Raw genomic sequence first — 21,640 nt, forward strand, 5'->3', positions numbered from 1 at the left:
TTACACACCTTATTCTAATTATTTATTGATTAGAGTTAAAAATTCATTTCTTGTATTATAATTTTTATGAAATAATCCGTGTACAGCTGAAGTGATTGTAGAAGATTGTTCTTTTTTGATACCTCGACTACACATACACATATGTTTGGCTTCAATCACTACCATGACACCTCTAGGTTCTAACACCTCATTGATTGCTTGTGCAATTTGAGTTGTTAATCTTTCTTGAACTTGAAATCTTCTCGCATATCCTTCGACTACTCTAGCAATTTTTGATAATCCAGTTACCTTTTCATTAGGTATATAACCAACATGAACAACACCATAAAATGGTGCAAAGTGATGTTCACACATTGAATAGAATTCTATATCCTTGACCAAAACCATGTCGTCTTGTTTAACATCAAACGTTTTTGCTAAATGTGTTTTAGGATCTTCATTATACCCTTCTGTATATTCTAAAAAAGCTTTAATAAAACGATAAGGGGTATCGATGAGACCATCTCTATCAGGATCATCTCCACATAATTCTATGATGTTTCTCACACTTTCCATTGCAAGATTCATCTGTCTTTTTTTCTCTTCAACATTATTGTCAAAATTACTTGAGATAAGATCATTTACTTTTTCTTCCAAATCTATATCTTCCATATCTACACCACTTTTTAATTATTATTTATGATCACAAATTGCTTGCTTAAGCTTGCCTTTATTATTTATCTAAATAATAGCAAAAACAAACGTTCTGCTTAATAAAATATATATTTTCAAATAATTGATTAACATTGAAAATAAATTATTCGGGTAATAATTTAATAACTGGTTAAATATATAATATCGTTTAAATTTATTTTTTGACGGTTAATGGAGGAATTATGATGAAAAATATAGGCATTATTGGAGGTCTTGGGCCTGAATCAACAGTGGACTATTACCAATCTTTTATTCATAAATATCAAGACAGAAAAAACAGTAAAAAAACACTACCCGAATTATTTATTAATAGCATTAATATGTATAATGTTTTTGAATATATTAACAATAATCAATTGGAAGATTTGGCGAACTATGTAGGAAATGCAGCAAAAAAATTAGAAGATATTGGTGCAGATTTTATAATTATAGCTGCAAACACGCCACATATAGTATTTAATGAAATTGAAAAAATGGTAAATGTACCAATGATCAGTATCGTAGATGCAACATATGAATGCGCAGATGAAGAAAACTTACAATCATTAGGTCTTTTAGGAACTAAATTTACAATGGAACATGATTTTTTCAAAAAACAATTCACCAAAAATAATAAGCATGTTGTCGTACCTAATGAGAATGAACAACAACTAATACACCAAAAAATTGTTGATGAATTGGAAAATGGTATTGTAAATCAAGAAACTAAAGAAGACTTTCTAAAAATCATCAGTCGAATGACAAAAGAAGACAATATTGATGGTTTAATTTTAGGATGTACAGAATTACAAATGCTTTTTGATAAAAATGATTTTAATATTCCAATTTTAGAAACAATGGATATTCATGTAAATAAAATGGTTGAGGAGGTTTTTAAATGAGAGAATTAATTGGTCAATGTGAAAATTGCCATAAAGATGTTTTTTGTTTAAATGGTTTTTTAAATGGCGTGCATAAAAATAATCATTTGTATTGTTTTGAATGTATTGATACTGTCAAATAATTATTTAATTAAACACTTTTTCAAATACTTGTGATGTCAATAAAACATGATTAAATATGATTAATAACAAAGTATATTCATCGCATCAATTTGATAAATTAAAACGTAAAATGGCTAATTTCTCCAGAATTCTTAAAAGTATTGCACCTAACGATTCATAGCGTTAATATTTTAGCCTACTATCAATAATAAGTTGAAATCTCGATAATTAAGAAATAGTATTAAATCTTTACAATCAGCCTAATATTAGACTTTAAAATTATTAAGCGACTTCTGAATAATAAGAAGTCGCTTTTAACATGTCGCATGATAACCTTATGAATTTTTATAGAACCGTAATTTCTATTGTAATAATAACGTTTACTTTACTGTTATGCATTTTTCAGTTAGTTGAGTTGCTGATTTTATATTCATTGCTGTTAAGACAAAATCAACTTCTTGTTCAACTTGATTTATTACTCAAACATGACCGCTAGGTGGTGCTCAAATAATTTTTATAAAATCCCAGAAACTAAATTTATATCATTTTTCTTTGACTTTAGTTTTTAAGTTATATCATAAATAAATTGTTCTGTTAGCTCCCATTTTTTATCTGCCACATGTTCAACAAATCTTGTATCATGTGAGGTAAATAAGATGATTCCTGGGTATTTATTCATAAACACTTCTAATGCTTCTAAAGTTTTAATGTCTAAAAAATTAGTTGGTTCATCTAAAATTAACATATTCGCTTTCGTTGAAAATAATACTGCTAACGATAATTTCGTTCTTTCCCCACCACTCAAAACATTACAAGAACGCTCAAGTGCTTCATTTAAACCCAAGTTATTTAAAATTGCTCTACTGAATGATTCTGATGAATCCGTTTCATCCATTAAATATTGCAATAATGAAACGTCACGCATGTCTTCATAAGCAAGTTGACGATAGTATGCCATTTGCACTTTAGGAGAACAATCGATTCCCTCTATTTGGTGGTAAATAGCTTCAAGTAAAGTTGTCTTACCTACACCATTTGCACCTACGAGTGCTATATTTTTTCCATATGGTATTTGGAAACGTACTTGTGTTAGCAGTTTTTGACTTCCTTTAACCAATATTAGATTTTGTGCAATGATTGGATAATTATTATGGATATCATAAATTTTATTTTGTGGAAAATTGAATTCATGATAACTTTGTGGTTTTTCAACTTCTTCCAAATGTTCCATTCTTTTTTCAATATGCTTAGCTTGTTTTTGAGCAGCCTTCTCAACCGTGCCTTTTTGTTTTGATGCACTTAAACGATCTGGTGCTATACTTTTATTTTTTTGTTTTGATGATGCTTGTGCCATTTGTTGCGCCTGATTTCGTTTAGCTTTACTGGCTTGGGACAATCTTTGTTTTTCACTTATATACTGTTCATATTGACGTTGTTGTTCTAACTGTTCTTGTTCATATTGATTTTGATACTGTGTGTAATTACCTTTAAACACTCTTATTGTGCCATCTTCTTGTATATCCCAAATTGTGTCAGCAATTTGGTCTATAAGTGCTCTATCATGACTTACTATAATTAAAGTACCATAATAATATTTTAAAATATTATTCAGATAATCTTTACCAATTTTATCCAAGTGATTTGTAGGTTCATCTAAAAGTAATATCGGACTATAATTTGATATGACATTAGCCAATTTATATTTTGCTTTTTCACCACCACTCATACTGTCGGTTGTATGCATAGGGATATGAAGTTCACTCATTAAACTACCGTCTAATGTGTTAAAATCATTTTCCACATTCATGTTAAGCTGTTCAAAATATTGAATTTCGCCATCCGTTTCAACCGTTCCAGATTCTGGTTTTGTTTTTTGAGCAATCATATTCAGTAATGTGGTTTTGCCAGTACCATTACCTCCAATAAGTGCTATTTTTTCAAATTGATAAGCATAAAGATCTTCAATATTAAGGGATCGAAAATCTGTCAGCTTATGTTTAATTTGGTTAAATTTAATTGTATATTTTTCCATTTTTATACACTCCTCGTATATTTAAAGGACGTGTACGCAAAAAATGAGACAGGCTACTCCCGTCTCATTCACATCACACTTTCAAATATCTAAAGTTTATTACGAAGTTTTAGTATTTAAAAGTGCTTATTATTCCTATCAAAGGATAAAAAATGACATACGTCACCCTATGAGTGTGTATTGCGGACAAGCCTTTTTGAATTAATTTAATTTTGTATTCAAAAAGGGTTATCTGAGTCTCATAGAAGCAGTCATTTTAATCCTCCTCGCTTAATAAAGTACTATCAAGATAACATTTCATTGCTCTTTTTACAATATCTAACTAAGAATAAGGCTCATGAACAATCATCAACACGATTAAACGTACTGTCCAGTCGATTACAGAAACTGGCATGCTATTAAGGTGATAAATATTATATATTATAAGGACATTGTTGTGATGCCGTTTTCTCTTTTCTTATTCGTTATGATTTTTTTCTTTTTTAGGCGGCCACACAAAATATGAAATACTAATAATTAAGTCTATAATAATGACAATTGTCCAAATATGAATAACACCATCCATGGCTTCTGTACGACTTTTATCATTAATTAAATAAACAAGTAAATGTAAAATTCCTGTACCTATAATATAAGAAAGTAAATGTTTCAACCAACTTTTAAAATATTTTTTAGAATAAGCTAAACCATCAAGTTTATAAGGTTTGGGACCTTGTTTCATTACATAATATCTAAATCTATCATCTGCCCAATTTATTATACTCTTCCCAAATACAAGAGATACTGAAATATAAACTGCAGCTATAGCATGCGGCATTTCAGCTGTTGCACCATTCATGAGATCTACTACTGTTGTTATAAGCAATATTAAATCTATAACAGGTGTAAGTGCTAGGAAGAAAAAACCTAGTTTTTGTTGTTTTAAGATATATCTTGTTACCAAACCAAGTAATATTACAACCCAAAAGGCAATTTCACAAAAAATTATAAGCCAAACGATAAAATTCATGGGCTGTCCTCCTTTATTGCGTTAATCTAACTATTTCTTCATCTACAATTGTTTGAATATCATCGTTTGAAATTCCGTTTGGGTTAAGTAATTTATGCAACGCCAAACCGTCAATTAATGCGTGTAATTTCATAGAATTAAGATGAATATTCAAATTATCCTTCAACAAATGCTCGTTTTTTAATAATGTCAAAACACTATTACATAATTGATCTATCCCATCATCAAGTGTACTTTGGCCATATTCATGTATGTCATATCGAAATGCCATCCATACTTCCATATCAGCTAATCTCTCTTGATCTAATGGTAATACCGATAATAAACTTGCTTTTGCTTTGTCTATTGTATTAAAGTTTTCGGACTTAAATATTATTTCAATTCTCCTCCTTACTTTTAATTCCACTGTAGACATTACATCGTTTAATAACTCTGAATGATTTGGAAAATAATATCTAATCTGTCCAGGTGTCATTTCAGCTAATTTCGCAATTTGTCTTACAGTAGATCCCTTAACCCCATTTTCTACAATTGAGTCGAAAGCGTATTGAATGATTTGTTCTTTCTTCTTTTCATGATTTATTATTTTTGGCATGTTCTCAGTCTAACATATTTTAATACAAGTGTGTTAAATAAAATCTGCACCATCAAAACAGACAAATGTCACTTTATTTGCTTAATGAGAAGTCCCATCACTATAAAGAAATAGGGCTTATTGTATAATTTTATCTACAACTTGTGATACCTAAAGTTCTTTACCATACATATCAAAATAATTGGTATCTTCCACAATAATTAAATCTTTTGAATCTAATGCGCATTTATTGGCGTTTTCGTTTTATTATTCAGATTTATAAATAATAAACAACATTATTGTTTTGATTTTAATGAAACCTTTTAGCTCTCCCTAATAGACACCTTAACGCTATGTTTTATTCAATGTTGTGTAATTAATTAAGAAATAGAAAAAGCCTTAACCATATCAGTGTTAAGACTTTTACAATAAAAATATACATTAATAGTATCTCATACCAATGTTTAGTTTATGCCACATTCTAAAAAATATCTAAATCTAGTTTATTGGATTCATTCCATCTTTCCATGTTTTATATATTAATTTCCCACCTTGCATTTTAAACTTTTCATTGCTCACACCGCGTTCAAAAGGTGCTGCAGTTTCTATATTAATATTAGGTGTTACGTTTAATAAGTTAGCATACCAGTCAGCCCAAACATTACCTTTTACAGGATCATCATCTGCTACATTATAAATACCCGAATCAAAGTTTAAGGCCTGTATCGCGGTTTCAATCGCATCATCTATATGAATAAATGATTGAATCCCTTCTGTGATTGAAACTTCATTATTCATAAATTGCTTATAAATCATGCCATCTTTGCCATACCAAGTACCTGGCCCATATAATAATCCATAACGTAAAATGACGTAATTTTTTATTCGAGCGGTTTCTTTTCTAATCCTTCAACGCCGTCTACTGTGATTTTACGATCACCTATAGACTCGTAATCTAAAGGTGTATCCTCAGTTGCTAACCCATGACCACTTTCATATGCGAAGGCAATGCTTTGTGATTGGATATGTTCCACACCATGCAGAATTGCTGCATCAACAAGATTTTTTGTACCTTCTATTCTAACTTTTGTGTTGGCTGACATATCAACTTGTTTTAAATCAGTAATTTCATTCATAATAATGTCTGGTTTGAAATCACCAATACTACTTTCTATCGTTTCATATTCTAAAACATTACCAATATATGCTTTAATACCTGCATTAACTAGTTTTTCTTCACCCTTTTTAGACGTTGTTAATCCAGCTACTTCATAGCCTTCTTCTAATAATCGTTTGGTTAATTTCGTACCAATAAGCCCTGTAGCACCAGTTACAAATACTTTTGTCATCATAATCCACCTTTGTTAATCACAATTTATAGTTATTTTTATGTTTCTTGACTGAATTTTATATACCTTTCAAGGTGACGATACACGTGACATTGAAAAGATTATGAAACATCTAAAGTCATGTTCATTATAAATATCAAATTGATGTATGTGCATTGTTCTATATTTCAAAAATTTGGTATATAACAATCATCACTTTCACTCAATGATTCATTTATTAAATATACCCACAGAGCGTTTAACAATAAACAATGGACTACGGTGAATATCGCTTATTTTGCAACTAACCAGACAATCCATTAAAGGATCATCAAAAATTTAATGCCCTTAATTTTTCCATTCATTTCCGATGCGTAACTTTGAACTTTTAGTGGTATATAAATAGCAATATGAATCATTACATAGATTAAGGAGTGTTTGAGATGCGTATTTTAGTCTTAGGAGCAGGTGGAATTGGAGGCTACTTTGGTGGTCGTTTAGTAGAGAACCATAAAAATGTCACTTTTTTAGTAAGGCCGAAAAGAAAATCTTATTTGGAAAGGAATGGCTTAGTCATCCATAGCCACAATGGTGATTATAGTTTCACCCCACAATTGATTACTAGAGAAGATAATGCTGAACCTTTTGATGTGATTTTACTATCTTCAAAATCATATCATCTTGAGCAAGCAATCGATGACTTGAAACCATTTGTTGGGGATTATACAGTGATTATTCCGCTGTTAAACGGTGTTGCACATATTCCAAAATTACAAGCTGTTTTTGGTAAAAATAAAATTATGGGTGGTTATTGCATCATTGAAACTTCATTAAATGCCACTGGTGAAGTCGTACAAACAAGTGATTTCGATAAACTTTTCTTTGGAGAATTAGATGGCACAAATAGTGAAAGAGCTAAATTAATAGAAGATACTTTCGCTAATACAAAATCTGAATTTATTTTAACTTCAGATATCGAACGTGGTATGTGGCAAAAATATCTAATGATTACAGTGTTATCAAGTGTAACTACAATGATGCATGCGCCAATCGGACCAATACGTGATAGTGAAGGTGGCACTGATTTTATCAAATCATTATATGAAGAAGTTTCGTCCATTATGAGAAGCCACCAAGTCCCGATTGATAAAACAATCGTCGATAAATATATGAAAGGACTTTCTAAGCTATCTTACCATTTCAAAACATCCATGCAGCGTGATATGGAGAAAGGCTTAAATATTGAAGCCGATCACTTACAAGGCTATTTGCTGAATTTAGCCGAAGAACACCAATTAGATGCACCACTGCTTTATGCTTCATATCAAAATCATAAAGTTTATAAAGAAATGCTTCAATAAAATCTTAAACGTAAGCTAAAATTTATATGGAGGCATACAAATGACATTAAATACCTACGCACACCCTTTTGATATCGCAACAAACTTAAAACCACAAGAAACTGGCGTTTATCATGGACATACTTCTTCTGATTATGCCAATATGGTTGGCCCTTTTGGTGGTGTGATTGCATCAACATTATTACGAGCAATTATAGAACATCCCGATTGTCTTGGTAACCCAGTTTCATTTACTGTTAATTACGCAGCACCTGTCAAAGATGGATCATTTACCATAAATGCAAATCCAGTAAGAACCAATCGCTCTACACAACATTGGTATGTCGAACTGCGCCAACATAACAATATAGTCATTACAGCGACTGCAGTTACCGCAAAGAAAAGAGATACATGGTCTTCAACCGAATTAAACATGCCAGAAGTCCCAAATGCAGAAAATGTAGACAGTTTATCATTAACAAAAGTTCCACCCTGGGTGAATCATTATGATATTAAAATAATAAAAGGTGTACCTAGAACTTACACTAAGTCAAATCATGCAGATTCAGTTACATTACAATGGATGAAAGACAAACCAAATAGACCGTTAGATTATTTATCTCTTGCCTCAATGTGTGATGCTTTTTTTCCAAGAATATATGTCCGTCGTGAAAAAGTTGTCCCAATAGGTACAGTCTCTCTTACTGTGTACTTTCATTCGGACGCGGTAGCATTAGCACAGCACAGCAATAATCACGTATTAGGACATACGCGCGCACATAATTTTAATGATGGTTTTTATGACCAAACTGGCGAAATTTGGAGTTCTGATGGAGAATTATTAGCTACGACAACTCAACTTGTTTATTATAAAGAATAAGACAATACAAAAAACCTAGGCCTATGATTTTGCATAGCCTAGGTTTTTTATGATTACTGTTCTTTCATCGCTTTTTGATTCGAACGTTTTTGTAGTAAAATTGACACCACACCGACAACAACAATTAAACCAACAATGCCAATGATGCCCATATATTTCGCTACATTACCAAGCACGACACCCACTACTAAGAAATCTGTGTCTGAGAATGTAGTAGCAGCACCGCCTAATTCACCTAAGAATGGCAAGAATAATAATGGTAAGAACGTGATTAATAATCCATTTAATGCAGATCCAGCAATCGCACCTCTAATACCTCCGCGTGCGTTACCAAAGACGCCTGCTGTAGCACCTAAGAAGAAGTGTGCCACCACACCTGGAAGTATCACGACACCACCAAATAAGAATAAGATGAACATCCCAATCACACCTACAATAAAGCTGACAAAGAAGCCAATTAACACAGCATTTTGTGCATAAGGGAAGACTATCGGACAGTCTAATGCAGGTTTCGTATTTGGAACTAACTTTTCAGATATACCTTTAAATGCAGGTACGATTTCTGCAAGAATTAAGCGAACACCCGTTAAGATAATGAACACACCAGCTGCAAACGTAACACCCTGAATAAGTGAAAACACAATAAAGTTTTGTCCATCGCTGATTTCTGAGTGCACGAAAGTAGGTGTAGCAAACAATGATGCTACAAAGTAAAGCAATGTCATTGTTAAAGAAATACTAATCGTACTTTCTCTTAAAAAGCTTAACCCTTTAGGAAAATTGATATCTTCAGTCGATTTTGATTTACTTTTAAATAATTTACCTATTTCTCCAGCAGCCCAATAACTCAATGTACCAAAATGACCCAAAGCGACTTGGTCATTTCCAGTTATTTTTTTCATTGTAGGCTGTGCTAGTGCAGGTAGTATTGCCATAATTAAACCTAAAATAATCGCTCCAATAATCACCGTTAATGTACCTGTCACATGACCAACTGACAATAATATTGCTAAAAATGCGGCCATATAAAATGTATGGTGACCAGTTAAGAAAATATATTTCAAGTTAGTAATGCGTGCAATAATGATATTCACAATCATCCCAAACACCATGATTAATGCTGCAGTCGTACCATATTGCTCCAAAGCGATTGATATAATCGCTTCATTATTAGGCACAACACCCTGTACACCAAAAGCATGTTGGAAAATCTTGCCAAATGGTTCTAATGATTGCGTTACTACATTAGCACCCGCACTTAAAACTAAAAATCCTAGAATCGTCTTTATGGTACCTGATGTGATATCAGTTGCCGACTTTTTCTGGACAATTAATCCAATAAATGCAATTAAGGCAACTAATATCGCAGGTTGACTTAAAATATCGACGATAAAATCAAGAATTGGCTTCATAATCTTACCTCCTTATTAATGATTAAAGTATATTTAAATCTTTTAATTTTTCATCTAGTTTTTGCTGTAATTCTTCTTTATCTAATATATTATCTAATACAATGACATCACCTAATTTTTGGGTATTTTCTTCTAAATCTCTCCCACAAATAAATAAGTCTGCCATATCGGGACTCGCGCTCATAACATCACTATGTTCAACTTTTATATCTGATGGTGCATTTAAATTTTTAAGTGCTTCTTGTGCATTCATTTCAACCATAAAACTACTTCCTAATCCGTGCCCACATACTACTAAAATTTTCATTGTCATCATTCTCCTTTAAATATATTTATAATTTCACTTGATGTTTGTGCATTTAATAAATTTTTTACTGTCTGTTGATTGCCTAATGTCGTAGCTAAACTTCTCAATACTTCTAAGTGTCCTTCATTGTCAATAGCACTTAATACAAAAACCAATGAGGCATAGTGCCCCTCTTCTGAAAAGTTAATATGTTGATTTAGCTTTAACAAACTCAAACCTATCTTTTTCACATTATTATTCGGCCGAGCATGTGCAATTGCTATTTCTGGAGCAATCACTATATAAGGACCTAATTTTTCTACACTACGAATCATGTCATCAATATAATCTTGTTGAAAATAACCTTGTTCCTGTAAAGGACTTGCAGCTATATTAATTGCCTCACGCCAACTTTCAACATGTTCAAGTACTTGCACTTTGTCTGATGATATAATTTCTAAAGTCATTTTTTCCCTCCTTAATGTTGACTCACTTCATTTATACATTGCATAATTGCTTCAATATTTCCAGAAAGTAATATCTTTCTAGTTTTGTCATCCATAATCAGCTCACTAAGTTGTCTCAGGGCATTTAAATGAATTTGTGGTTGAGCGGTTGCTAATGTAATAATGATATAAACAGGATCATATTGTTCATGACCAAAATAAATACCTTTTTGATAGTGTGTAATACTAAAACCTACTGTCCCTTTAACGTGAGTTGGTTTCGCATGAATTAAAGCAATATGGGGACTTATAACCATATAAGGTCCAAATGCATCTAATTGTTCAATAATTTCATCGGCATAAATACAATCAACAATTTGAGCATCAACCAAAGTTTCAATACTTTGCCTAATGGCATCATTTCTATAAAGTGAAGGTTGTTGTGTTAAAATTCTATTTTCTGGTAAGACTTCTTTCAAAGTAGGCCCTAAACCTTTGATATCATGCACATATTGTTCTCTTGAATTATTGATGATTGTGTTAATTTGTTGTCGATCATTTTTATCTAAAAATGGCGAAACATTAAGTATAGGTATCGACGCATGTTCAAACGGTACTGTTGATATGATATAGTCAACGCCTTCATGTTTTAATAATGTTTCGTCAATTTCGTAGATTGAATAAGCATCTACAATTTCAAGTTCAGGATAAATATGGCGCATTCTACTTCTCAATAATTGTGAAGTACCAATACCAGAACCACAAAGTAGCACTACTTTTATAGCATTTGTAGTAATTGCAGAAATACGTTCAATCGCTGAAGCAAAGTGTAACGTAATGTATGCAAGCTCATCTTTGTTAAAGCAAATATGATAATTCTCTTCAACGCCCCAAATATGATTGCGTAATCTTTCTACGATGTGATGATATTGTTGTAAGATTTCTTCTGCTAGAGGATTGTTATGCGTCATATCAAATTTTAATCGGTGAATAGCTGGTCTCAGATGAACAATTAAACCATTTAATAATTTAGTATCGTTAATTAAATCTATACCTAAGTCACCACTCATACGTTCTATCAATTGTTCGGTTAGAATTTCTAAGTCATCGATTGTTTCGTGCTTTTGATTCATCTCTGAAGTTTTAGCACCTAACAAATGTAAGGTAATAAAACCTGCTTCACTTTTAGGGAATTGTATATCTAGCTTTTCTTCCAAAGATGCTTTTATGAGTAATGCCACACGAAAATGGTCCGTTTCTGCCAATTTGTTATATTCCATTTCAGGTATTTCAAAAACAAATTTTTCTTTAGTTCGATGTATTGCAATTAAAATATGATAAATTAATCCATCAATCGCACTTTGTACTAACTGATAATCCGCTTCAAATAATACCGACACTACCGTGAATCGAATCGTTTCTAAAGCTTTGTTCGAAAATAACTTATGCCCTATTTGATGTGTATGATTTTGAAAATATTCATGGACACGTGTCGCATATGCTTTGCGGTAATTTGTTTCCTCACCTTGTATGATAAATCCTTTATTTTTAATATATTCTAACTTTAAATCATAAGAAGATAACCAAGTTTGTACATTTTTCAGATCTTCAACGATTGTTCTACGTGTAACGGATACCATATCGGCCAACGTTTTAGAAGATGTTGGTGTATTAGATTCAAACAACTTTAATATGATATAACGTATTCTTTCTTCTTTAGAATAATGTATTGAAGTCGCCATATATTTTGGAACAATATCATTCAAGGGCATTTTAGATTTAATCATTATACCTGCATTTTTATTTCTAGAAATAGTTAAATCCAAGCGTTGTGCCATACTTTCTATATATTCTAAATCGTACTGTATCGTCCTTTCTGAAACATTGAATTGGATAGCTAAATGATGAATGGTTATGAACATTTCACGTTCAAGTAAGAATGTTAATATATGATGCTGTCTCTTGCTTAACACATGGGCAACCTCCTTACATATTTATTGTAACCGCTTACTCGTACTTTTAGATGTGTAATCTCTTTCGTCTCATAATCCGAAAAGTTGCACATCTAACATAAACAATCACTTTTTCAAATTATAATTTATTGAATAATCATTTTATATAAAAAAATATCGATTAAATATAAAAAAAGAGAATCCAACGTTAATGTGTTGCATCCTCTCCTCTATATCTTCATTTTTTGATATCCAATAACTTATAAGTAGTTACTTCAAATGAGTTATTACTGCTAAACCGTTCTAACCACAAATAAAATACTTTTTGGTATATTTAATAATCTAAAATAAACCAATTAATATTTGAAAACTAGAATTTATATATTGTAATTTTATTAGCGATTAATAGAACGCGCAATCATTGACAACGTGTGTCTTTCTCCACGCAATGCTTTACTTAATTCAAATATATTTTCCACAGGTGCTAAACCGCAGAAACTACCATCACCAATATGTTGAATATCCACACCACATATTTTATTTCGAATGGCAAAATCTCTAATAGTACTTGGATCAGCGCTTTCTTGACTCGTACCAATTGCTGACATGACAAGTCCTCCTTCACGATGAACTTCTTTGACAATGTCTTTAAGTTGCGTTTCATCGAAACCTGGCACTGTACCCACAGCAGGTACTAGTATAATATCAGCACCCGCTTCAAGAAATTTCCTTACATATTCTCTTGTAATCACAGGTTCATCTACACCTGAACTATGCATTTTCCCAGCGATAATCAAACCAGAAAAATGATTTTTTGTATTTTGGATTGCTTCAACTATTTTCTTATTAGATACACCAGTTGCAGGGTTTCCAGTCATACATATAAAATCCACCCCTAATGCTTCAAGTACTTGAACCGTTTCAGGACTTGCTTGACGTCCTTCTGCAATTTCTAAGTGTTGATCATACATATTTGTTCCGTCATCAACAGGTTCTAAGTTCACGCCAATGGGTCTACCAACGAATTGTTTTAATGTTTCGATAACCTGTTCATGTTCTTCTATATTTTTAACTTTTGGATGAAACGCATCAAAGCCATTTAGTAAAATCAAATCAGCGCCAAACGCACGCGCTATTTCAGCATTAGTAATATCTGGTACGACAGGCGTTTCTGTTACTATATTTTCAGATAAAACCACCCGTCCAGCACTAGCTTTAATACTCTGTTTCAATTCTTCACCTGTCATTGCTAGTAGTTCTGAAGCATTATTACTCAATAATCGCTTAACCATTTGGATTCCACTCCTTAATATATACTTTAGTTGCCATTTTATTTATTATAACTACATTATATAATAATGATGTTCTTTTCCTTCGTAATAACTACACAAGATTCCTCTACAATTCATTATACACACCCTCTACTTATTATTATTCTTTTTTAAATAAAAAACTACTTCTATATACATTTACAATCTTTTGAATTTTAATTTAGTTAATTTTCAAAACAGTAGTGTGTCGTAAATATAAATGTGATATTATATTTTAATATACATATTACAAGGGGGAAGCTTTATGCAGTGTCCAAAATGTGGAAATCCTATTGAAGCATCAGATTTATTTTGTGGAGAGTGTGGTACAAAATTATCTCATCAAACGAATACAACGAACGAAACTAAAAACAAACCGAACTACACATCTGAACTAGATTCAACGCAATCTAATGCAACACAAACATCAACACAATATTCAACACAGTCTAATCCTAAAACCGAGCAGTTTTCAAAGTATTCTTCAGACATTTTCAATGAAGCTAAAACGTTCTTTTCAACTGCTTTTAGACATCCGGATAAAGAACTTGTGAGTCCCCACTTTTTTTCTTACAAAACACTTTTCAGTATAATTGTAGCGGGATTACTTTTATCCATCATATTACTAACAATACTGATACCTGCAGAAGTAGCATATTTCATGTCAAGTAAAGCAAGTGTTGTGTTTAACATTTCACTTTTCTTATTAATTGCAATTGCAGTACTATTTGGAATCACTTATGCACTAATCAAAATATTAAATATTAATTCGACGTTACATAAAGTATTTTCAGATTTCGTTTTAGTTAACACCCTATCTGTCATTACACTTTTACTTGGTTTACTATTTTTAGCAATTCATGTTCCAAGTTTTGCAATATTCCTTATCATTATTGCTATATTATTCACTTTAATTGCACCAATATATTTAATTACGAAATATAGTCACAACCAACTTATACGTATGCCTGTCATTTATTCTATATTCATCTATATCATCATTTTGGGAATCATTTTACGTATTATAGTGGAAAGTACTGTTTCTAATACATTAAGTGATTTAAGTTCATTTTTTAATACAGGTTATTAAGGAGGATGTTTCAAATGAAGTATTGTAGTAATTGTGGTGCTGAAATTAAACCAGGTCAACGCGTCTGTACCCAATGTGGGACGCCTGTTCAACAAAGAACAACTAATCAATCACCTAACCATAAATCAAAATGGCCTCTATTTATTATTATTGCAGTGATATTAGTCATTATTATCGCTTTGTTTGTGGCTTATAAAATAATAGACACGCAACTATCACCTACAAAACAAGCAGAAACCATTGCTAAAGATTTAAAAAACAAAGACACAGATCGTCTAGCTAGCCATTTAAAATCAAATGGTGAAGCAATTTCTAAAGATGAAGCTAAGGCTATTTATAAATATATTGACGAAACCGATAGCGTAGATCGTGTTGCTGATGAACTACAAAGTAGTGCAAAAAATATCAAAGAAAACAAATTAAACGAACAAACTGTCACTGTTGGCGATACTTCTCTAATCAATATCACCGAAGATGGGAAAAAATGGGGTATATTTAAAAATTACATTTTTAATGTTAATGAGGAACCTGTTTCTATTACTTCAGAAGAAGACACGACACTATCTTACAAACTTAATGACAAAACAACGCAAGTTAAGTTAAAACAAGGTAAGACGAAAACACTTGATGATTTTCCAATCGGCATATATGACTTAAAAGCAACGCAAAAGGTTGATAACAAAAAATTCGATGGTGTCATTCATATCGATATGTCAGAAAGTAATAGTGCAGATCTGCAATTCAAACAAAAACGTTTTACAGTTAGTATCGATTCATCTTTTGCAGATTCCGATTCACTTAAACTTTATATAAATGGTAATGAACAATCAGATTTTGATGAATATGAATCTATCACTTACGGCCCTTATGCACCTGATGAAAAAGTTGAAGTTTATGCTACCACTGAAGTTGAAGGTAAACAATTCAAATCTAGTGTAGAAAATGTTTCAAGTCCAAATGATGACGAAGATGAAATAGATGTAGCTTTAACATTTGACGATGATGCAATAAGCGATTATGAAGATAAAATGATTGAAAAAGAAGCAGATTCTGATGACGACGATAATAGTACTTCCAATTCTGATGAAAAAGTAACACGTGATAATGTTATTGATAAAGTCGAATCTTATGAAGGGAGTACTTTGGATACAGATAATTACACTTATAAAGAACCCGAAAAAACTGGAGACGGTTGGGGATTCTCTTTTACAGATAAAGACGGAGAACTAGCAGGTTCTTATAAAATTGATGAGGATGGTTACGTTACTGAATATGACGAAGACGGTGAAGAAGTCGATTCAGGATATTAACAAACCACAAATAGTAATCCAACTTGTTACTTGAAACGTGGCCATTATATTGCATAATTACTTAAACACACTATTTAAAGGAGTGGGATTGAAATCTAATTTTATTAAAAAGATTTCTGTCCCACTTTTTAATTTTTACCTTTGTTAAAGTAAAACAAAATATCATCAAATGCATCACCTCAGTCTAAATGATGATGTTTTATTTTATAAAATTAAGTAATATATATGAAAGACCATTAAAACAAGCAATGTTTATACTACTAGAGTTGGGTAATTTAAAAGTAAGCAATTAATATCTAAATATATTTGAAGGTGAAAAAAATGGCTATAACAACTCTTTCAATGATTATCCTAAAATTTTAAAAATTGAAGATGATGGAAAAATTATTGCGTTAGACAAATATGGGAACGTTAATACGGATTTAAATATTCATACTGTGAATGACCAGCAACAACAAGATACCTTCGGAACAATCTTATACAATCCCTATCGTCGTACTGAAAAAAATAGCGAATCTTATAATGACAATAAGTACAATGATTACAAGTCAGAAACAAGCTACAATCAGCGAGATCGCGAACGTGAATTGCAGTTATTAGAAGAAAATAAAAAATCAAAGCGCAAACAATTTTGGCTAGGTTTAGGTATGGTGGTTTTATTAGTTATCATTGTCATCTTTGCAGTTAGTACTTTTATGAATGGTAGCAATGATGATCAACAAACTGCAAATGAATCAAGTGAACAATCCACCGCCAATCAAAATCAATCGAATGATACTCAAGGCGATAATGTCAATTTTGAACGTCAGAACAATCAAGTTAAAGATGATATTCAATCAATAAAAACAGATATTTCAAACTCTAATGAAGCAACAGATTCTAAATTACAAGCATTACAAGATAAGATTGATAGTTTAAAACAAGAAGCTGATTCTAATAAAACAAATCATTTAGCTGATAAATATCAAACTACGATAGATGATTTAAAACAGGCAAAAACCGAAAAAGATAATGGTAATACTGATAAAATGCAAGAAGAATTGGATAAAGTAAATAGTAAGCTAAATGATATAAAATCTAAATTTTCTTCTTTGTTTAATAAAGATGAAGAAACAAATAATGACAACGCTGAAAGTTAGCATGTAAAATTAATATGTGTTTTCAAAAAATATAAAATATAGATGATATTCTCAAAATAAAAAACTGTCGACTAAGAGCTCACCTTGTCGACAGTTTTTTATTTATGTTCACTTGCTGTATGACATGTCTATCTATTACCTTAATCTCTCGCTTCCCTAGCTTTTTACTAGTTATAAAACTATTAAATATATATCTTTTTATAAACACCCCCATTTCTATTTAATTTCATTAACGTTTAAAATATACTTTCCACAATTCAAACATAAAATTATTGAGGTTCAATTATTAATTGAAAAAAATTTTCATTCAAACTAATTTAATAAATTACACGAATTATAAAAAGCCATAAAACTCCTGATTTCCAGCAATATGTAGCATATTCAAATTGATATTTCGCAGTTATATAGATATTACAATTTTACGAACTATTATATGTAAGCGTATACAATTCAGAATATTCATTCTATTATCTTATCAACTTAAACAAATGTTTAATTTGTAAACTTAAGTTTAATTTTGCATAAAGGAGGTTGCTATATGAATAAAAATGAACAAGCAGTTTTAAATCGTATTCAGGAAAATCCATTCATTTCACAACAAGAATTAGCACAGTCCATTGGATTATCTAGGCCAGCAGTTGCAAATATTATATCCGGACTTATTCGTAAAGAATATGTTTTAGGAAAAGCATATGTTTTAAATGAAGATTATCCAATTGTGTGCATTGGCGCTGCGAACTTAGACAGAAAATTTTATGTTCATAGCGACTTACAATTAGAAACGTCTAATCCTGTTACCTCAACGAGATCTATAGGTGGTGTTGCGCGCAACATTGCTGAGAATCTAGGCCGTATGGGAGAAACAGTCGCATTTTTATCTGTGAGTGGCAATGATAGTGAGTGGGATATGATTCATAAATTATCAACGCCATTCATGAATTTAGACCACGTTCAACAAATTGAAAATGCTAACACTGGTTCCTATACTGCATTAATCAATAGCGACGGTAATATGGAATATGGCTTAGCAGATATGGAGGTCTATGATTATATCACTCCAGAATTTTTAATTAAGCGTACACACTTATTAATAAAAGCAAAATGTATCATCGCAGACCTCAATATTTCAAAAAGTGCAATGGATTTTTTATGTGCCTATTCAGAAAAACATAGTATTAAATTAATAGTGATTCCAGTTTCATCCCCAAAAATGAAAAACATGCCTGATTCGTTACATGCTATCGATTGGCTCATTATCAATAGAGATGAAACAGAAACTTATTTAAATATGAACATACAAGACACTGATGATTTGCGTAAAGCTGCACAGAAATGGAATCAGTTGGGTGTTTCAAATGTCGTTATTACAAACGGTGTAAAAGAACTTATTTTTAGAAATAATGACGAAGAAGTAATTAAACCTGTCATACCTTCTAAGCATGTCGTTGACGTAACAGGTGCTGGTGACGCTTTCTCTAGTGCAGTCATTTTCAGTTGGTTAAATGATCTAGATACCGAAAGCATACTGACAGCAGGCATGATTAATTCTCGTAAAACAATTGAAACAGAATATACAGTGAGGCAAAACTTAGATAAAAAACAATTATTTAGAGATTTGGAGGACTATAAAAATGAAGCAATATATTGAATTTTCCACAGAAGTAGCACAAGCTAAAGCAGACAAGAAGCCCATCGTAGCCTTAGAATCAACAATTATTTCACATGGTATGCCATACCCGCAAAATGTAGAAATGGCTACGACTGTTGAAAATATCATACGTGAATATGGCGCTATTCCAGCAACAATTGCATTAATTGATGGAAAGATTAAAATTGGACTGGAAAATGATGAACTAGAATTACTTGCTAAAAGTGATAATGTCGCAAAAGTTTCACGTCGTGATTTTGCAGAAGTACTCGCTACTAAACAGATTGGCGCAACTACTGTTGCATCAACAATGATGAGTGCAGAATTAGCAGAAATTCAATTCTTTGTAACTGGTGGTATTGGTGGTGTACATAGGGGCGTTGAAAACACTATGGATATATCAGCAGACTTAGAAGAATTAGGTAAAACAAATGTAACAGTAATATGTGCAGGTGCTAAATCTATTCTAGATTTACCAAAAACAATGGAATATCTTGAAACAAAAGGTGTACCAGTAATTGGTTACCAAACAGATGAATTACCAGCATTCTTCACAAGACAAAGCGGTATTAAATTAAACAGTTCTTCTGAAAACCCAGACGACATCGCACGTATTTGTAAAATTAAAAATGATTTAAATATTGAAGGCGGTGTTGTCATCGTTAATCCAGTTCCGAAAGAAGATGAACTACCAAAATCATATATTGATGGCCTTATTGAAGAAGCAGTTAAAGAAGCAGAAACGCAAGGTATTAGTGGTAAAGATTCTACGCCATTTTTACTCAGTAAAATTGTCGAAAAGTCTGAAGGCAAGAGTTTAAATACAAATATCAAACTAGTTGAAAACAATGCGGTACTTGGAGCTAAAATTGCAGTTGCTTTCAATAAATTGTAGGTGATACTTATGTCAATCATATTTGCCATTACTGGTATACTTTTTGCGTTATTCATCGCTTTTTTATTTAGCTATAACAGAAAGGCGATTGATTTCAAAAAACCAGTAATTATGTTAATCGTTCAAATCGTCATTGTATTATTCATGATGAATACGACTATTGGTTTAACGATATTAACAACACTAGGTTCATTTTTTGAAGAATTAATCAATATTAGTAAAGCTGGTATCGAGTTTGTCTTCGGCGGTTTACAAAACAAAGGTGCTTCAACTTTCTTTATTACAGTGTTACTACCTTTAGTATTTATTTCAGTACTAATCGGTGTATTAAACTATTTTAAAATTCTTCCGTTTATCATTAAATATGTTGGTATTATTATCAATAAAATCACACGTATGGGCCGTCTCGAAAGTTACTTTGCAATCTCAACTTCGATGTTAGGACAGCCAGAAGTTTATTTAACTATTAAAGAAATGATTCCTAAATTATCTAAAGAGAAATTATATACAATTACCACTTCTGGTATGAGTGCAGTCAGTATGGCTATGTTAGGTTCATATATGCAAATGATTGAACCTAAATATGTTGTTACTGCCGTTATGCTCAATATTTTCAGTGCATTAATTATCGCAAGTGTCATCAATCCATATCAATCAGATGATAGTGATGTGGAGATTTCCAACTCATCCACAGTTAAAAGCAATTCAAATAGTGATGAAACAAAGCCGAAAAAGGTTCCATTTTTCCAAATGATTGGTGATAGTGCTACGGATGGTTTTAAAATTGCCGTAAGTGTTGCTATTATGTTACTTGCATTTATCTCTTTGATGGAAGCAGTCACAGTGTTATTTAATTTTGTTGGTTTAGATTTCAAACAATTAATCGGCTTTATTTTTGCACCGATTGCTTTTATTATAGGTGTACCTTGGAACGAAGCAGTTCAAGCTGGATCACTGATGGCAACTAAATTAATCACTAATGAATTTGTTGCTATGTTAGACTTCCAAAAATTAGCTGGAGATTTAACACAACGTACACAAGGTATCATTTCTGTCTATCTTGTTAGTTTTGCTAATTTTGGTACTGTGGGCATTATCGTTGGTGCTATCAAAGGATTTAGTGATACACAAGGTAATAAGGTGGCTTCGTTTGCCCTACGCTTGCTGCTAGCTGCTAGGTTCTACACTTGCTTCAATTATTTCAGCATCAATCGTTGGTTTAGTATTATAGTATTTTAAAAAAAGTATGTACAGAAATCAAATTCACTTAAAATGATTTCGTCGTCCATTCCAGTAATTAAATAATAAAAGGC

General features: G+C 31.7%; 18 protein-coding genes and 2 pseudogenes. 10 read left to right on the forward strand and 10 right to left on the reverse strand.

All coding sequences use genetic code 11. From position 1 onward, the window contains the following. Window positions 1–18: 18 nt before the first annotated feature. Window positions 19–651: a GTP cyclohydrolase I FolE gene (folE, locus tag KA926_RS06280; protein ID WP_210143825.1), complete on the reverse strand. Its 633-nt coding sequence runs from the start codon at window positions 649–651 to the stop codon at window positions 19–21. Window positions 652–878: 227 nt separating this feature from the next. Here folE and KA926_RS06285 point away from each other — a divergent pair, with 227 nt between their 5' ends. Together KA926_RS06285 and KA926_RS14050 are read left to right on the forward strand one after the other, a co-directional pair. Next, window positions 879–1,574 carry an aspartate/glutamate racemase family protein gene (locus KA926_RS06285; protein WP_210143827.1) on the forward strand — a complete coding sequence of 232 codons (696 nt, stop codon included), beginning with the start codon at window positions 879–881 and terminating at the stop codon, window positions 1,572–1,574. Continuing rightward, a complete protein-coding gene (locus tag KA926_RS14050; protein WP_258230511.1) occupies window positions 1,571–1,696 on the forward strand; it encodes a hypothetical protein in 126 nt (41 codons plus the stop codon). The genes KA926_RS06285 and KA926_RS14050 overlap by 4 nt, the downstream gene beginning before the upstream one ends. Before the next feature lie 545 nt (window positions 1,697–2,241). On the opposite strand, the gene msr(A) is transcribed toward KA926_RS14050, so the two are convergent. From msr(A) to KA926_RS06305, 4 genes and pseudogenes are all read right to left on the reverse strand, one after another. Continuing rightward, window positions 2,242–3,708: an ABC-F type ribosomal protection protein Msr(A) gene (gene msr(A) / locus KA926_RS06290; protein ID WP_210143828.1), complete on the reverse strand. Its 1,467-nt coding sequence runs from the start codon at window positions 3,706–3,708 to the stop codon at window positions 2,242–2,244. A 457-nt stretch (window positions 3,709–4,165) separates the two neighbouring features. Continuing rightward, window positions 4,166–4,717 (reverse strand): hypothetical protein, encoded by a 552-nt coding sequence (locus KA926_RS06295; protein WP_210143830.1) that lies wholly within the window; start codon window positions 4,715–4,717, stop codon window positions 4,166–4,168. Between the two features lie 13 nt (window positions 4,718–4,730). Beyond that, window positions 4,731–5,312 carry a TetR/AcrR family transcriptional regulator gene (locus KA926_RS06300; protein WP_210143832.1) on the reverse strand — a complete coding sequence of 194 codons (582 nt, stop codon included), beginning with the start codon at window positions 5,310–5,312 and terminating at the stop codon, window positions 4,731–4,733. Window positions 5,313–5,789: 477 nt separating this feature from the next. After that, window positions 5,790–6,640, reverse strand: a pseudogene (locus tag KA926_RS06305) (NAD-dependent epimerase/dehydratase family protein). A 422-nt stretch (window positions 6,641–7,062) separates the two neighbouring features. Here KA926_RS06305 and panE point away from each other — a divergent pair. After that, window positions 7,063–7,980, forward strand: a complete 918-nt coding sequence (gene panE / locus KA926_RS06310) for a 2-dehydropantoate 2-reductase (protein ID WP_210143833.1) — start codon at window positions 7,063–7,065, stop codon at window positions 7,978–7,980. A 40-nt stretch (window positions 7,981–8,020) separates the two neighbouring features. Further along, a complete protein-coding gene (locus KA926_RS06315) occupies window positions 8,021–8,839 on the forward strand; it encodes an acyl-CoA thioesterase (RefSeq protein ID WP_210143835.1) in 819 nt (272 codons plus the stop codon). Window positions 8,840–8,892: 53 nt separating this feature from the next. Here the strand turns inward: KA926_RS06315 and KA926_RS06320 are convergent, their stop codons facing one another. The 5 genes from KA926_RS06320 to KA926_RS06340 form a co-directional block, all read right to left on the reverse strand. Next, window positions 8,893–10,251, reverse strand: coding sequence for a PTS ascorbate transporter subunit IIC (locus KA926_RS06320; RefSeq protein ID WP_107385710.1), 1,359 nt, complete (start codon window positions 10,249–10,251; stop codon window positions 8,893–8,895). A 22-nt stretch (window positions 10,252–10,273) separates the two neighbouring features. Beyond that, a complete protein-coding gene (locus KA926_RS06325) occupies window positions 10,274–10,558 on the reverse strand; it encodes a PTS sugar transporter subunit IIB (protein ID WP_107383531.1) in 285 nt (94 codons plus the stop codon). Window positions 10,559–10,563: 5 nt separating this feature from the next. Further along, window positions 10,564–11,004 carry a PTS sugar transporter subunit IIA gene (locus KA926_RS06330; RefSeq protein WP_210143836.1) on the reverse strand — a complete coding sequence of 147 codons (441 nt, stop codon included), beginning with the start codon at window positions 11,002–11,004 and terminating at the stop codon, window positions 10,564–10,566. An 11-nt stretch (window positions 11,005–11,015) separates the two neighbouring features. Further along, complete coding sequence (locus KA926_RS06335) at window positions 11,016–12,956, reverse strand: BglG family transcription antiterminator (RefSeq protein WP_210143838.1); 1,941 nt, start codon at window positions 12,954–12,956, stop codon at window positions 11,016–11,018. 374 nt (window positions 12,957–13,330) lie between these two features. After that, window positions 13,331–14,227, reverse strand: a complete 897-nt coding sequence (locus KA926_RS06340; RefSeq protein ID WP_210143840.1) for a DUF7916 family protein — start codon at window positions 14,225–14,227, stop codon at window positions 13,331–13,333. Between the two features lie 283 nt (window positions 14,228–14,510). On the opposite strand from KA926_RS06340, the gene KA926_RS06345 reads away from it, so the two are divergent. From KA926_RS06345 to KA926_RS06370, 6 genes and pseudogenes are all read left to right on the forward strand, one after another. After that, window positions 14,511–15,335 (forward strand): zinc ribbon domain-containing protein, encoded by an 825-nt coding sequence (locus KA926_RS06345; RefSeq protein WP_210143842.1) that lies wholly within the window; start codon window positions 14,511–14,513, stop codon window positions 15,333–15,335. A 14-nt stretch (window positions 15,336–15,349) separates the two neighbouring features. Continuing rightward, the gene (locus KA926_RS06350; protein ID WP_210143844.1) at window positions 15,350–16,645 is read left to right on the forward strand and encodes a TcaA second domain-containing protein; all 1,296 of its coding nucleotides are present in this window, start codon (window positions 15,350–15,352) and stop codon (window positions 16,643–16,645) included. A 437-nt stretch (window positions 16,646–17,082) separates the two neighbouring features. Next, entirely contained in the window at window positions 17,083–17,784 is a 702-nt protein-coding gene (locus KA926_RS06355) for a hypothetical protein (RefSeq protein ID WP_245335836.1), read from the forward strand. A 538-nt stretch (window positions 17,785–18,322) separates the two neighbouring features. Then, the gene (locus tag KA926_RS06360; RefSeq protein ID WP_107505238.1) at window positions 18,323–19,432 is read left to right on the forward strand and encodes a carbohydrate kinase; all 1,110 of its coding nucleotides are present in this window, start codon (window positions 18,323–18,325) and stop codon (window positions 19,430–19,432) included. Next, the gene (locus KA926_RS06365) at window positions 19,416–20,327 is read left to right on the forward strand and encodes a pseudouridine-5'-phosphate glycosidase (RefSeq protein ID WP_119535607.1); all 912 of its coding nucleotides are present in this window, start codon (window positions 19,416–19,418) and stop codon (window positions 20,325–20,327) included. Before KA926_RS06360 ends, KA926_RS06365 begins: the two co-directional genes overlap by 17 nt. 9 nt (window positions 20,328–20,336) lie before the next feature. Next, window positions 20,337–21,558, forward strand: a pseudogene (locus KA926_RS06370) (NupC/NupG family nucleoside CNT transporter). Window positions 21,559–21,640 lie beyond the last annotated feature (82 nt).

Source organism: Staphylococcus sp. GDY8P94P (genome assembly GCF_017892255.1).
Taxonomy (GTDB): Bacteria; Bacillota; Bacilli; order Staphylococcales; family Staphylococcaceae; genus Staphylococcus; species Staphylococcus cohnii.

Bases quoted from the DNA above. Each gene is read 5' to 3' on its own strand.
- folE (WP_210143825.1), bottom strand. From the start codon at position 651: ATGGAAGATATAGATTTGGAAGAAAAAGTAAATGATCTTATCTCAAGT.
- KA926_RS06285 (WP_210143827.1), top strand. From the start codon at position 879: ATGAAAAATATAGGCATTATTGGAGGTCTTGGGCCTGAATCAACAGTG.
- KA926_RS14050 (WP_258230511.1), top strand. From the start codon at position 1,571: ATGAGAGAATTAATTGGTCAATGTGAAAATTGCCATAAAGATGTTTTT.
- KA926_RS06295 (WP_210143830.1), bottom strand. From the start codon at position 4,717: ATGAATTTTATCGTTTGGCTTATAATTTTTTGTGAAATTGCCTTTTGG.
- KA926_RS06300 (WP_210143832.1), bottom strand. From the start codon at position 5,312: ATGCCAAAAATAATAAATCATGAAAAGAAGAAAGAACAAATCATTCAA.
- panE (WP_210143833.1), top strand. From the start codon at position 7,063: ATGCGTATTTTAGTCTTAGGAGCAGGTGGAATTGGAGGCTACTTTGGT.
- KA926_RS06315 (WP_210143835.1), top strand. From the start codon at position 8,021: ATGACATTAAATACCTACGCACACCCTTTTGATATCGCAACAAACTTA.
- KA926_RS06320 (WP_107385710.1), bottom strand. From the start codon at position 10,251: ATGAAGCCAATTCTTGATTTTATCGTCGATATTTTAAGTCAACCTGCG.
- KA926_RS06325 (WP_107383531.1), bottom strand. From the start codon at position 10,558: ATGAAAATTTTAGTAGTATGTGGGCACGGATTAGGAAGTAGTTTTATG.
- KA926_RS06330 (WP_210143836.1), bottom strand. From the start codon at position 11,004: ATGACTTTAGAAATTATATCATCAGACAAAGTGCAAGTACTTGAACAT.
- KA926_RS06340 (WP_210143840.1), bottom strand. From the start codon at position 14,227: ATGGTTAAGCGATTATTGAGTAATAATGCTTCAGAACTACTAGCAATG.
- KA926_RS06345 (WP_210143842.1), top strand. From the start codon at position 14,511: ATGCAGTGTCCAAAATGTGGAAATCCTATTGAAGCATCAGATTTATTT.
- KA926_RS06350 (WP_210143844.1), top strand. From the start codon at position 15,350: ATGAAGTATTGTAGTAATTGTGGTGCTGAAATTAAACCAGGTCAACGC.
- KA926_RS06360 (WP_107505238.1), top strand. From the start codon at position 18,323: ATGAATAAAAATGAACAAGCAGTTTTAAATCGTATTCAGGAAAATCCA.
- KA926_RS06365 (WP_119535607.1), top strand. From the start codon at position 19,416: ATGAAGCAATATATTGAATTTTCCACAGAAGTAGCACAAGCTAAAGCA.